The 12,872-nt window shown below is 38.1% G+C and carries 12 protein-coding genes and 1 pseudogene; 11 read left to right on the top strand and 2 right to left on the bottom strand.

The features are described 5' to 3' along the window. Positions 1-197 precede the first annotated feature (197 nt). Positions 198-467, bottom strand: a complete 270-nt coding sequence (locus MSBR3_RS10650; protein ID WP_048108056.1) for a hypothetical protein — start codon at positions 465-467, stop codon at positions 198-200. Positions 468-859: 392 nt separating this feature from the next. Then, positions 860-1,264 (bottom strand): pyridoxamine 5'-phosphate oxidase family protein, encoded by a 405-nt coding sequence (locus MSBR3_RS10645; protein WP_048108055.1) that lies wholly within the window; start codon positions 1,262-1,264, stop codon positions 860-862. Between the two features lie 746 nt (positions 1,265-2,010). Here MSBR3_RS10645 and MSBR3_RS10640 point away from each other — a divergent pair. The 11 genes and pseudogenes from MSBR3_RS10640 (at position 2,011) to MSBR3_RS10600 (ending at position 12,838) form a co-directional block, all read left to right on the top strand. Then, positions 2,011-3,126, top strand: coding sequence for a hypothetical protein (locus tag MSBR3_RS10640; protein ID WP_230627399.1), 1,116 nt, complete (start codon positions 2,011-2,013; stop codon positions 3,124-3,126). Continuing rightward, the gene (locus MSBR3_RS20285; RefSeq protein WP_155396794.1) at positions 3,105-3,272 is read left to right on the top strand and encodes a hypothetical protein; all 168 of its coding nucleotides are present in this window, start codon (positions 3,105-3,107) and stop codon (positions 3,270-3,272) included. Before MSBR3_RS10640 ends, MSBR3_RS20285 begins: the two co-directional genes overlap by 22 nt. Before the next feature lie 612 nt (positions 3,273-3,884). Then, positions 3,885-4,868 carry a hypothetical protein gene (locus MSBR3_RS10635; RefSeq protein WP_230627397.1) on the top strand — a complete coding sequence of 328 codons (984 nt, stop codon included), beginning with the start codon at positions 3,885-3,887 and terminating at the stop codon, positions 4,866-4,868. Positions 4,869-4,904: 36 nt separating this feature from the next. Beyond that, positions 4,905-5,165 (top strand): hypothetical protein, encoded by a 261-nt coding sequence (locus MSBR3_RS20280; RefSeq protein WP_155396793.1) that lies wholly within the window; start codon positions 4,905-4,907, stop codon positions 5,163-5,165. Between the two features lie 416 nt (positions 5,166-5,581). Further along, entirely contained in the window at positions 5,582-6,217 is a 636-nt protein-coding gene (locus MSBR3_RS10630) for an HVO_0476 family zinc finger protein (RefSeq protein ID WP_048110355.1), read from the top strand. Next, a pseudogene (locus tag MSBR3_RS10625) lies at positions 6,099-6,908 on the top strand (protein-L-isoaspartate O-methyltransferase). Before MSBR3_RS10630 ends, MSBR3_RS10625 begins: the two are co-directional and overlap by 119 nt. A gap of 324 nt (positions 6,909-7,232) precedes the next feature. Then, complete coding sequence (locus MSBR3_RS10620) at positions 7,233-7,697, top strand: bifunctional nuclease family protein (protein WP_048108050.1); 465 nt, start codon at positions 7,233-7,235, stop codon at positions 7,695-7,697. A gap of 495 nt (positions 7,698-8,192) precedes the next feature. Beyond that, entirely contained in the window at positions 8,193-9,014 is an 822-nt protein-coding gene (gene hisF, locus MSBR3_RS10615; RefSeq protein ID WP_048108048.1) for an imidazole glycerol phosphate synthase subunit HisF, read from the top strand. Between the two features lie 38 nt (positions 9,015-9,052). Further along, a complete protein-coding gene (locus MSBR3_RS10610; RefSeq protein WP_048108047.1) occupies positions 9,053-9,340 on the top strand; it encodes a MazG nucleotide pyrophosphohydrolase domain-containing protein in 288 nt (95 codons plus the stop codon). Between the two features lie 285 nt (positions 9,341-9,625). After that, positions 9,626-10,027, top strand: coding sequence for a hypothetical protein (locus MSBR3_RS10605; protein WP_048108045.1), 402 nt, complete (start codon positions 9,626-9,628; stop codon positions 10,025-10,027). Between the two features lie 195 nt (positions 10,028-10,222). Further along, on the top strand, positions 10,223-12,838 hold the full coding sequence (locus MSBR3_RS10600) for a U32 family peptidase (protein ID WP_048108043.1): 2,616 nt from the start codon (positions 10,223-10,225) through the stop codon (positions 12,836-12,838). Positions 12,839-12,872: the final 34 nt, after the last annotated feature.

The following is a 12,872-nucleotide window of genomic DNA, read 5'->3' as shown; positions in this document are numbered from 1 at the left end:
ACTTTTGATAGCAAAGTCCACCTGATGCCTTTTAAGGAAATTTTTTAGTATCTTCTGGGATTGCTAAAATTTAACATCAATTTTACTGGCAGTTGGCAATAATAAATCAAAAACTCGGAAAATAGTATGTCCCGAAAGTTATCTAAACTCAAATTAACTTCTTATTATTTTTAACACAAAATCCAAATTCATTGTTTTTACTGATGCATAAGTTTCTGCATTTTACCTGGTCTAGCTGAAGGTTTTGAGCTCAGTTTTTTTAACTTCATGCCTCTGTTAGTCATTTCAGTTTCTACATCTTCAAGCAAGGTCCTGAGATCAGTCACAACTTCGAGTAAATGAGAATCAGAAGTATTTACAAACCCTTCGTCAACTGCATGCCTTATTCGTTCTAGCATCTTTATTCTTAAATAGTTGAGAGTATTGGGATCTAGAGGTCTAGAATGTTCAGACTTGTTATCTACCATTCTTTTTAACTCCTCATGTTTTTAAGTAATTATAGGATACAATACACAGAAATTATAGGACACAATACACGGAAATGTATAAAAAGAATTATAGGAAGAATCTATAGAGATAGTTTTTTGTACTCTCTTAAAGTCTTTTTTGTCTGAGAATTAGAGATTTCATATACATAATCTTAACCATTATCAGGTTTAAGTTCAAATTGCATCATTCTTCTTCTATGATCAGCACATCGATATATAGCCTGACAATATGTAGGTAGATGTAAAGTCTTCGAGAACTTATTCTATTTTTAGCCAGTTGCGTACTTATAATATGTTGATTTCCCGAAGACTATACAGGACCTTATAGTAATCTCAAATCAGGTTTCTACAGAGAATAACTTGAGTTTTTATCAGAGTAGTTTCTTTCCTGCATCCGGGCCGGGAGCACACTGGAAGACCTCTGTAATCTTGACTTCGATGAGAGTTTTTGCAGGAAGCCCAGGTTTTGCTGTATGCACGATTTCTTTCATTTTTTCAAACTTTTCCCCTGAATCAATAATATCAGCTTTACCTTTTATCTGGAAACAGCCGCCTGTATCAGGGCCCCAAACGTAAACTGCAATATTTGGATTCTCTTTTAGATTTTCCAGGGACTTAAGCATAAAATTGTCTGCAATCCAGATTGTTTCATCATCCACAAGCTGGCAGAATCCTATAGGCACTACGTTAGGAACTCCTTCTTTTGAGGCCGTAGCTACGGGAAAAATCTTTACCTTCGAAAATGCAGTCTTCATCTTTTCATCTAATTTTACCATATTATCACACCCAAGATAATTGTAGTATATATTAATATAGTTAAGCGTTATAATTCTGTATCTACCTTTTGTTTGTGTATTTTAATGACCTTTCAATATATAAAATACAAAAAATTTCTAAAGCTTTGAGCTAATATACAATATCTTTCTCAGGGAGGTTAATACTGATGGTTTTAGAAACTTTTTACTATTCTCTGGTTTCCAGTTCCATTTTCAAATCATGCAAAACAATAAAATTTTAATAACAATAAGGGCTAATCCCCGTTATTTTAATGGTGGGATACAGCCCGTCAACCTCAACAAAACACCAAATCTAAATTTTTAGATTTTCTAGGTTAAAGCAATTTTACTCAGGTGCATGCACAATAACGGTAAATTCTCGTCCTTCGAACTCTTTAATTGATTACACCAATATAGTCAAAATTAAACAATCTATAGGCAAAAAAGTCTATATTTATCATTTACTGACTTAAATAAGACTTTAATACATTAAGATTGAGTAATTTTTTATTTTATACTCATTTTTGAATATGAATTAAGGCATAATACTCAAATAAATAATTCATGGCCAAATCATTAAACAATAAAAATATTGGAAATTAATCCAGACTCAAAATCCGCTTGAAAATTGCATTGTTAGAGAGGGTGGACATAAAACTTATAAGGAGTTAAGAAAGAGAAGTTTATGGAGTTCAAATGTGCTTTCCCGGTTCATACGAACTCTATACTTGCTTTGGAAGGTTTATATGGCAATGCGAGAAATTCTCTTCATATTATCAGTTATTTTGATTTTTTGTTGTTCTACAGGTACTGCTTTCGGAATAAATTCAACTGATAATAAATCATTCCAGTCGGGTGATTATTTGGATTCTGAAGTGAGCAATGTAAATTTTGACTATTATCACGAATTTTGGGGCTTAAACTCGTACGGAAACACCGTAATTACCAGATATGGCAAACTTCCTGTACTGGAAACTGTGGAACAAAAGAAAAGCTGGAACTCTACTCTTGAAGAACTTAGTAATAAAATAAAAGGTACTATTGCCTCTAAATACATGTATCCTCATGGGCAGGTAGTAACATGTGGAGCTAATGCAAAGGGATACTTTGTGATTTTATTCAAATATGGTAATGTTGATAAATCGTTGATGAATGAGATATACTCTTTAATTGATAATTCTGCAAAAGAGATGGGCATACAGGATATCCCTGTAGAGTTCGGGTATGGTACTTATTTTAAGGCGGATGTTCCACTAAGCCCAGATGTAAAGGACCTTTCTGAATCGAAAATATATTTTATCGAAGAGTACATGAAACAAAGACATGAACCCATCTACAAAGGTGGAGATATTGCAAATTATGGAACTATTCCTCTGTTTAAAGATGAGAATGAGTACAATGTATGGGCGAATAAATTGGATTTGGTTTATAAGCGCGTTGGTGAAAAAATAGATGCATATATGGATAAAGGTCAGCTTAGATCATTTGGATTAGAGTTAACTAGGCTGCAAGTTGGGATTCCCGAAAATATATCAAGTGAAGAAAAGATGACTATTTCTAAAGAAATTTATCCAATAATTGATGGAGAAGCAAGAAAACTAAATGTGACCGATGTCCCTGTTGCTTTTCAAAGTGTGGGAAACTATACTGATGTAATAGCGAATTCAAATGGAAATTTAACCACGAACTCAAACGGAAATTTAACCACTAACTCAAATGGAAATTTAACCACTAACTCAAACGGAAATTTAACCACTAACTCAAATGGAAATAAATCGAGTGATAAGAAAGTTACTCCGGGTTTTGGATTATTAGGAAACTTTATCTGCCTGTATGGTGGATGGAAGTTCAGGAAGAAGTAATACAGGACTTTGATTGCCAGACAGCTGAATGGCATAATGTCTTTTTGCTTGTTTGTTTTCAGTCTCTTGAGGAAAAAGAAGGGCTAATCGCCGTCAGTTTAATGGTGGGATACAGCCCGTCAACCTCAACAAAACACCAAATCTAATTTTTTAGATTTCCTAGGTTAAAGCAATTTATTCAGGTGCATGCACAATAATGTTAAGTTCTCGTCCTTCAAACTCTTTAATTGATTACACCAGTATAGTCAGAATTAAACAATATATAGGCAAAAAAGTCTATATTTATTATTGTTTCACTTAAATAAGACTTTCATATTTTCGGTTTCCAACAGGAAATTCGAAATAAATTCCAAATTTTTCTATTAATCATTGTCGAGATCTAACAGAACAAGTTAAGATTTGAACCCATTAATATGAAGAATGAATTATTTAGTTGATTTTCACGTGAAAAGTTGAGTTAAGGTTTTAATTTAACTATATTGAATAAACTGAGTAGTGGATGCAATCATTTGCATGCTAACATAAGATGAAGTCTCTCCAAAAGCAAAAATAAGTCAAAAACTTATGGATATACTTTATTATTGCTTGTCTCATTATATAATAATTAGTCGCCGTAGAGTTTGGATAAAACATAACTTGGGGTTGATATCATACTTAAGAAAAGCAAAACTGGCAAAATCTTAACGCTTAAATTATTGATACTTATGTTATTTCTTTGCGCATCATTATCCTGTTCTGTAAGCGCAGGTGATAGTAAATTGAATGATTCTAAATATAATGGACTCTCTGATCCTTCTATACAAGAACTTGCAAATGACTCCTCATTCATAGCATACAGAGGAATCTTACCTGAAACAGTTGACCAAGCGTGGGAAAATTCAATTGCTAATTGCTGGCTAAATCTCACCCTTATGGGACCATTATATTCAGAGCTTGACAACTCTATAGATAGCGTTGCCACCAACAATAAAATAATAATAATTGAATTAAGTCCTGCGTATAAAGAAGAAATCAATGATTCCAGAATTAACAATATCTATCAAAATATTACTAATTATTGCGAACAGCAAGAGGGTATAAGTGACATACCTGTGGTCTTTATGTGGGCACAAGTCAAAGAAGATCTTTCGTTATCAGATTATGGTCCTGAATCTTTTGAAGAAGCTAAAAAGTTGTTTCCAGGATTTATAACTGCTCGAGGGACAATGCCTGAAATTCACCAGGAAGAAGAAAAAAGTGAATGGGTAGATTTACTTACTGAGTATAGTCGTTCTAGTTCTAGACCTGCAGGAATTAATCCATATTTGACTAGATTCGGCGGCCCAGTTAATAGTTTTGGAGCCGACATACATGGATATTTAATAGTAGGTTTCGAGGAATCCACTGCAGAGAAAGTGAATGAATCAGTAATTGATGAAATATATCAAGTAATAGATGAGCACTTTAAAAAGAAAGGCATCAGTGATGTACCTGTAGTTTTTACTTTCATACGCATAACGGATGACTTAGCACCAGCCAATGAATCAGACGTAGATGACGAAACTGTTGCTATCAAAGACAAAGACGGAAATTATATAGATCTAAGCAAAAATGAGACCGATATCAACAAAGATGGAAATCTTACAATTAAAGATAATAAAACAAAACAAAAAATTAATGGGACAACCAACCAAACTTCTGGATTTACTTCAATAATGGTTATTTTAGGGATTTTACTATTGTCGGTCATCAACCGTTTATAATGATATAAGTGTACTTGCGTGGTGAGAATTCGCAGAGTGAGTTTTGAAAACTGGTTAGAATGCATCACTCACCACGTGTATACTCTAAGACTTCAAAGAATCATAAGAAAAATTTATTTGCTCTTTTCAAGTTTTTTAATGATGATATATGACATGAGTTTACTATTTTCCTCAAATCTTGAAGATGAAAAGAAAAAAATCAGTGAAGAATTGAGTATATACAGAGAAAAGCAGGACAAATTAATTGAGGAATTTAATGAATCACAAAAAAGAAATAACGATTTAATTTTTCCTTAATATCTTCACACTTTAATCACTCACCTCAGAATCCTTCGTCTGTGTGCACTTCCTCAATATGTATTTTCAAGACCTTTAAACAGGATGCTCGCAACTTCAGTTGTGGGAGTAGTCACTTTTATTAAACAAACTCTTTCTAATAGAAAAAGGAAACAAAATAATCAATATATCAGTTTGAAATGATATTCAAAGGCAATATATTAGTTCCTGTTTTTGTATTGATGAAAATTCGGATAGATCGCTGTTTCTGAAATAAGGAGAAGAGTTTAATAAACTCGGATGACGTTCTATCCTGTTTTTTATCATTCTTTTAAAATTCAAAAAGAACCAGAAAATATTAAAAAATTTATCTCCTGGGAAAATGTCGCCGGAGAAGTTAAGTATTTAGTATCTTGAATCCATCTATTGATTATACCATGACAAGAGAAATTGAAGTTGAGTGCCCCTCATGCTCTCCTGATGAAGAGATAGGGCATGAGGTTCTGAAAGAGGGCCAGAGTCCGCTTGTTCGCTGTCTGGAATGCGGGCAGGTTCATGCAGTGAAGCTTAAAACCCCCAAATCCGTCAGTTTGAAAGTGATAATCAGCAAAATGGATGTCACAAATACCTACAGGACTGAACTTGACTCAGAGACTATCCTTCAAGTAGACGATGAGCTGGTTATAGACGATGAAGAAACAGGAGTAGTTATACCTATCCTGATTACTGCTCTTGATGCAGGAGGAAAACGGGTCCAGATTGCCCGGGCAGAAGATACCGAGGCAATCTGGGGCAGAGCCATTGATGAAGTAACCGTAAAATTTTCCGCACAGGAAGGGACTGAAAAAACCGAGGTTCTTGAAAAACGTGTGCCTGGTGATTATGAATTTGTTGTAGGAGCAGAAGAAAGAGTGGGAAATAAACGTCTTTTCATTAATAAAATCAAGGTAAGGGATGGGGCATTCCGATCCAGAAAAGGCGATGTTGTGCTTGCAAAATACGTTAAAAGAATTTTTGCGAGAAAGAAATGGGAAGGTTCGGGTCAGCGTGATTTCCGAAGAGGGCCGTGGTAAAGGAAAAGATAAAAGAGAAAAAGAAGAGGAAGAAAAACTCGAAGCAATGCGCAGGCGCCTTGTAGACGATCTTGAGGCTTACCTGCTGCTGAAAGATAACGTCCGTGAGGCTATGCTCCATGTTCCAAGGCATAAGTTTGTTCCGGAATATGAACAAAAAGCAGCTTACATGGACAGACCCCTTGATATCGGTCACGGGCAAACAATCTCTGCCCCACATATGGTTGCGATGATGTGTGAACTCCTTGAACTCTCAGAAGGGCATAAAGTCCTTGAAATAGGGACAGGCTCAGGATATAATGCTGCAGTGATGGGAGAGCTCGTAGGAAAAAGTGGGCATGTGTACACGGTTGAACGTATAGAAGTCCTTGCAAATTTTGCAAGGGAGAACCTGAGAAAGACAGGATATAGGAATGTTACAGTGCTGCTTGAGGACGGTTCAATGGGTTATTCTTAGTATGCCCCTTATGACAGAATAGCTGTGACATGTGCAGCTCCTTATATCCCTGAACCTTTGCTCGAACAGTTGAAGCCTGGAGGCATAATGATTATTCCTGTGGGGGATTATACTCAAGAACTTTATAAAATTAAAAAAGACAGTAAGGGACATATATATAAAAAGAGAAAAGGTGGGGTTGTTTTTGTACCTCTGATTGGTAAACATGGCTTCCGAAAAAGCCTTGAATGCTAAAAACTCTGGTAAGAATAATTCTACTCTGAATTTTTAATAATTCTACTCTGAATTTTTAATAATTCTACTCTGAATTTTTAATAATTCTACTCTGAATTTTTAATAATTCTACTCTGAATTTCTGATAGTTCTACCCTTAACTTATGACAGTTTTACCTTTAACTTATAATAGTTCTACCCTGAACTTCTCTAATTATTTCCTTGAAGCAAAAACCAGGCTGAAAGTTCTGATAAAAGAAGCCAATTTCGATCTTCAAGTAGTGTTTTTTATATATTTTAAAAAATTAAATTAAGTATTAATAAGTTTAAAATCATCTAATAAATATGGACATCGACAGTTATGAGGATTTTGAGGAAATTCGAGTCAAGGATGTCTATATAGTCGATGTTTTTACAGACCCGACTCCTATAGTGCTTCTTGAAGATTTGCAGGGAAATATGCTACCTATATACATCGGGCATCTCGAAGCTCTCTCAATAGGAAACGTAATTAAAAAGGTTTCTCCGCCCAGACCTCTGGCTCATGACCTTATGCTCAATATTTTCGACAGGCTCGATATAAAAATCGAGGGAGCCTTGATTGATGAAAAAGTGGATAAAATCTATTATGCCAGGCTCCTGATAAGAAAGGATAACAGTATCATGCAGTTTGACGCAAGGCCAAGCGACTGCATTGCCCTTGCCTTGCGTGTTGGAGCCCCAATAAGAGTCAGAAAAAATGTGCTTGAAAGTTCCGAAGTCGAGATGTCAAGGCTTGAAGGCGCCCGAGTGATGAATATTTTCGGCTAGATTGGAACATGCAGATTTCATGTGAAGATTCCTTTCATGAGCTGTTAACTTTCATTTACTTTTGCTTACTTTTACTTACTTTTGCTTACTTTTACTTACTTTTGCTTACTTTTGCTTACTTTTGCTTACCTTAATTTACCTAAATTTCCCTTTATTTACCGTCACTTATTTTCACTTATCTTCTCTTAATCCTGCTTTTAAGGCTGTAAAATCAGTTTTGGAAAAAATCAGTTTTGGAATTATGTTTAGTGATTTTTAGGCATTTCCCTTTCCTTTGAAAAGATTTAAGTTTATAAATATTCTTTATAGCTTATTACCCATGACTATCATTGATCTGTAAGCTTCTGTCAGGTACAGAAGGACTATTTTTGATAGAGACTACTATCTAATACTGCCATTGATCCAGTACTGCCGCTAATCCAGGAATGGAACTAATACTGGTATTGGCTTAATTTCAACAAGCTTTTAATAAAAGTTTAATTTATTATCCCATAGATGCTCACCAAAAGAATTATACCATGCCTTGATGTGACCCTTGACAGAGCAGGTGGCTGTGTTGTTAAAGGGGTTGAGTTCGTGGACCTGAAAGAGGCCGGAGACCCTGTGGAACTCGCCAAGCGCTACAATGAAGAAGGCGCAGATGAACTTGTTTTTCTGGACATTACAGCTTCGGCTCATGGCAGGAAAACTATGATCGATGTGATCGAAAGGACTGCAGATGAAGTTTTCATTCCTCTTACGATTGGAGGAGGAATAAACTCCATTGATGCAATTCGCCAGATTCTTCGGGCTGGGGCAGATAAGGTCTCAGTTAACACCTCTGCAGTCAAGAATCCTGACTTCATCAAAGAATCCTCAGATATATTCGGAGCCCAGTGTATTGTCACTGCAATTGACTGCAAGCGAAACACTGACATAAAGAACAATCCCGACAAAACTATTCTGGAGCTCGAGGACGGAACGCCTGCTTGGTATGAGGTTGTAATTTACGGAGGCCGGGAAGCTACGGGAATCGATGCCGTGCAGTGGGCAAGAAGAGCAGAAGAACTGGGTTCCGGAGAAATCCTGCTCACAAGCATGGATCGGGACGGAACATGTGCCGGTTATGACCTGCCAATCACGAAAAAACTCTCAGAGGAGCTCGATATTCCGATTATAGCCTCAGGAGGTGTCGGAAACCCTCAGCACATCTATGAAGGTTTCTCAATTGGAAAAGCCGATGCCGCCCTTGCAGCAAGTATTTTCCACTTCAGGGAGTACTCGATTAAAGAAGTTAAAGAATATCTGAGGGAAAAGGAAATTCCTGTAAGGCTCTAAATTGAAAAAAGTAGAAAATATCGGAGTGGGGAAGAGTAATGGAAATCTTAGAATTTCAGAGACTGATGTCCGAGCTGTATGCGCATAATGACAGAAAGAGGGGAGGGAAGGCTACCATGCTTTGGCTGGTTGAGGAAATTGGAGAACTTGCTGAAGCCATTCGTAGGGAAGAGTCAGAAAATATAGAAGAGGAACTTGCAGATTGTTTTGCATGGATAGGGGCACTTGCCAATCTTTACGGCGTGAACCTCGAAGAAGCCTTTCTCAAGAAGTATCCCGGTATGTGCCCTACATGCAAGCAGAAGCCCTGTATATGTACGGATTGAGTACTGTAAACGTATTTTGTTTGAAGAGCCTGATTTTTCAGAAGGCTTATTTTTAGAGGACTAGTTCTTAAAGGACTAATTCTTAGAGGAATTACTTTTAGAAGGCTTATTTTCCGAAGGCTTATTTTCAGAATTCGGTCTCCATATCTTGGTTGCCCCGGCTTTTGTTCTTTCGGAAGTTTTTTTCATATTATCTTTCATATATTTTGAGATACTTTTTTATTTCTTAGAGGCAATTTCTTATGTGGAATTCTTATATGGATTCTCCATTATCGGGGGATATATATGTCAGAAGCCGACACCATGGAACTTCTTGAGGGTTTGCAGTTGAAGATTCTTAACAATACTGATGAGGATCTTGTGCTCCAAGCTGAGAAAATTGATAAAGGAAAATTTAAAAAAGGTCACCAGGCTCCAGCTAAAATTGAATCTTATGAAGAAAAGAGCTTTGAGCTCATTGCATGCGAAGGGAGCTGTGAAGGTGGAGCGGACATTGAAGGCTGGGTTAAGTACGGGCTGGGGTGTACGGAAGGGTACTGTAAAATACACTTCAGATACGTGAGAAAAACAGATAACCTCAGCTACTCGTGTGAATGCCACATGCACGATGGGAAAATGCTCTGCGAAGCTTCAAAAGATGAGAAAGCCGGGAGAACCGTGAGCTGCATAATAGGGCCGAAAGCATAATACTGAAACATAACCGACCTGTCCGGCAAGAATCACTCAGGCTGGGCTTCGTTTGTTCTTATATATTTTTACCTATTTTTACCTATTTTTACCTATTTTTAATTTTAACTTCTTTTTATAAACTTTAACTATTGGCCTTGTATACAAAAAACGTATGCCAAAGTTTAATTAAGGGCAGGCTCTCTAATCCTTTCGATGAAGCCTGAAAAACCGGAACTGCTTGCCCCGGCAGGAGGCATGGAAGCTTTTATTGCAGCCGTAGAAAATGGGGCGGACGCCGTGTACCTCGGAGCTCGGGCTTTCAGTGCTCGGGGGTATGCCTCTAACTTTTCAGAGAAAGAGCTTGAAGAAGCCATTGATTATGCTCATCTGAGAGGCGTGAAAGTTTACGTAACTGTTAACACGCTACTCAAGGAAGATGAAATAGAAAATGCCCTCAAGCTGCTTTCCTGGCTAAGAAACATCGGGACCGATGCGATCATAATTCAAGATCTGGGGCTTATATCGCTTGCAAGAAAATATCTGCCTGACCTCCCGCTGCATGCGAGTACCCAAATGACTTTGCATAATAGCGAAGGAGTTGAACTCGCAAAAACAATGGGAATAGAGAGGGTAGTTCTCTCAAGGGAGTGCTCGCTTGAAGAGATAATAAGAATCAAAGAAAAAACAGGGACTGAAATTGAGGTTTTCATACATGGGGCTCTCTGTATTTCCTATTCCGGTCAGTGCCTTCTGAGCAGCCTTATAGGGGGAAGAAGTGGAAACCGGGGATTCTGTGCCCAGCCATGTCGTAAAAAATACAGACTGTACTGCGAAGGAAAGCAGGTAAAAACAACAGGCAGCTATCTCTTAAGCCCGAAAGACCTTAATACGACCTCAGGACTGGGAGCCCTTATAGAAGCCGGGATTGAATCTTTCAAAATCGAAGGCCGGATGAAAAGGCCGGAATATGTTGCAGGTGTCGTCAGGATTTACCGCCGCCTTATTGACAGGTATATTGAAAATCCCGCAGAGTATTATGTTTCCGAAGAAGAGCAGGAAATACTTACCCAGCTCTTCAACAGGGGTTTTACTAAGGGTTACTTTTTTGAAAATCCACGCTGGAAGCTCATGAGCAGGGAAAATCCCCACAACCGTGGAGTTCCGGCAGGTACGGTTACAGGGTATGACAGGCATTCAAACCGTATCCGGTTAAAACTTTCCCGGCCTCTTCGTCTCGGAGATGGGATAATGGTTGAAAATGCAGAGACCAGACCCGAAGATAAAGGAAAAATCATATCCTCAATGTATGTTGGAAAGGGTTCAGTATATAGTGCAGGAGTGGGAGATACGGTAGAAATTCCTTTTGATTCAAGGGCTCCCTCAGGAAGCACGGTATACAGGACGCATGACAAAAAACTTATGGACTCCCTCAAAAAGGAAAGCGAATCAGGAAGCCTGAGGGCTAAAATCCCTGTGTCCATTATGGCAACCGTTATATCTGGAAGACCTATCGGGCTTGAGATAAGAGACAGGGATGCAAACTCAGTAACAATTGAGTCCGAATATCTGGTTGAGAAAGCCGAAAAGCAGCCAACTTCAAAAGCCAGCATCGAAAAACAACTTTCAAAATTAGGAAACACTATTTTTGAGGCTGCTGAACTTTATATCACGATGGAAGAAGATATTTTTGTTCCTGTGGGGCAGTTGAACGAGTTAAGGACAAAAGCAGTGGAACAGCTTGAAAACCTGCGAATTTCCAGGTGGAAACGTGAACCTCTTGATGTTCTACAGGTCTGCAAATCTGAGGAAAAGGGATCAGTAAAAAAAGGATTAGAAGAAAAGGAATCAGTAGAAAAAGAATCTGAAAAAAAGGAATCCGTAGAAAATGCAGGTCAAGAAGCCGAAAAAACTATTCAAGAGCATCTTCCTATGCATTCCTTGCTCTCGGTTTCCGTTTATTCCCTTGAAGGGCTTAAAGGGGCGCTTGCAGGAGGAGCCGATAGGATTTATTTCGGGGAAGGACTTTTCAGAAGGCCGGAAATAACAGGGCAAGAAGAAGGTTCGGCAAAGGGATCTGAAGCAGTTTTCGAGAAAGCTATTGCAGAGACTCAAAAGGCAGGCAAGGAAATCTATTTGATTACTCCAAAGCTTGTAAAAGACTCCAGAATGGAGTCCATAGAAAAAATCTTCTCTCACGTAAGGAAACTGGGGGCTGACGGGGTCCTTGTTTCAAATCTGGGGACCCTTGGCCTCGTAAAAGCCGGAAAAATTCCTTTTATTGCGGACAGCCCTCTGAATATCTTTAACAGCCGTACTTTTGCCTTTTTATTGCAGGAAGGGGCTCAAATGGCTGTAATTTCTCCGGAACTGACCCTTGAGGAATTAAAATGTGTTACACCTCATGGGCCTGCAGAGTGTATTGTTTACGGCAGGCTTGAATTAATGGAATCAGAACACTGCCTTACAGGCGGGCTTCTCGGGAACAACAATGGGCAATGTAATGCCCCATGCAGGTCAGGAAAGTTTACACTGGTAGATGAAAAAAATTACGAGTTTCCCCTGCTCATGGATTATGAATGCAGGCTGCATCTCCTTAACTCAAGATCACTCTGCATGCTTGAGTATCTTCCTGAAATTCTCGAAAGCGGAGTTTCAAGCCTGAGGGTTGAAACTCTGGGAATGGATAATCCGGATGAGATCCGAAAAGTGACCCGAGCTTACAGAAAAGCAATTGATACTTATCTTGAAACCGGGAAAAAGGGATCTGAAAATTGCGAGAAGCTTGGAAAGGGCTTTACGACCGGACATTATTTCAGGGGTGTACAGTAAAAGCCGGAATTGCCGGAAAAACAGGCTGAAAGGT

The sequence above is a fragment of the Methanosarcina barkeri 3 genome (genome assembly GCF_000970305.1).
Taxonomy (GTDB): Archaea; Halobacteriota; Methanosarcinia; order Methanosarcinales; family Methanosarcinaceae; genus Methanosarcina; species Methanosarcina barkeri_A.
The sequence above is the reverse complement of the archived record's forward strand: the minus strand, read 5'-3'. Positions and strand labels throughout refer to the sequence as shown.

Coding starts and splice junctions, on each gene's coding strand:
- MSBR3_RS10650 (WP_048108056.1), bottom strand. CDS start 467: ATGGTAGATAACAAGTCTGAACATTCTAGACCTCTAGATCCCAATACT.
- MSBR3_RS10645 (WP_048108055.1), bottom strand. CDS start 1,264: ATGGTAAAATTAGATGAAAAGATGAAGACTGCATTTTCGAAGGTAAAG.
- MSBR3_RS10640 (WP_230627399.1), top strand. CDS start 2,011: ATGGCAATGCGAGAAATTCTCTTCATATTATCAGTTATTTTGATTTTT.
- MSBR3_RS20285 (WP_155396794.1), top strand. CDS start 3,105: ATGGAAGTTCAGGAAGAAGTAATACAGGACTTTGATTGCCAGACAGCT.
- MSBR3_RS10630 (WP_048110355.1), top strand. CDS start 5,582: ATGACAAGAGAAATTGAAGTTGAGTGCCCCTCATGCTCTCCTGATGAA.
- MSBR3_RS10620 (WP_048108050.1), top strand. CDS start 7,233: ATGGACATCGACAGTTATGAGGATTTTGAGGAAATTCGAGTCAAGGAT.
- hisF (WP_048108048.1), top strand. CDS start 8,193: ATGCTCACCAAAAGAATTATACCATGCCTTGATGTGACCCTTGACAGA.
- MSBR3_RS10610 (WP_048108047.1), top strand. CDS start 9,053: ATGGAAATCTTAGAATTTCAGAGACTGATGTCCGAGCTGTATGCGCAT.
- MSBR3_RS10605 (WP_048108045.1), top strand. CDS start 9,626: ATGTCAGAAGCCGACACCATGGAACTTCTTGAGGGTTTGCAGTTGAAG.
- MSBR3_RS10600 (WP_048108043.1), top strand. CDS start 10,223: ATGAAGCCTGAAAAACCGGAACTGCTTGCCCCGGCAGGAGGCATGGAA.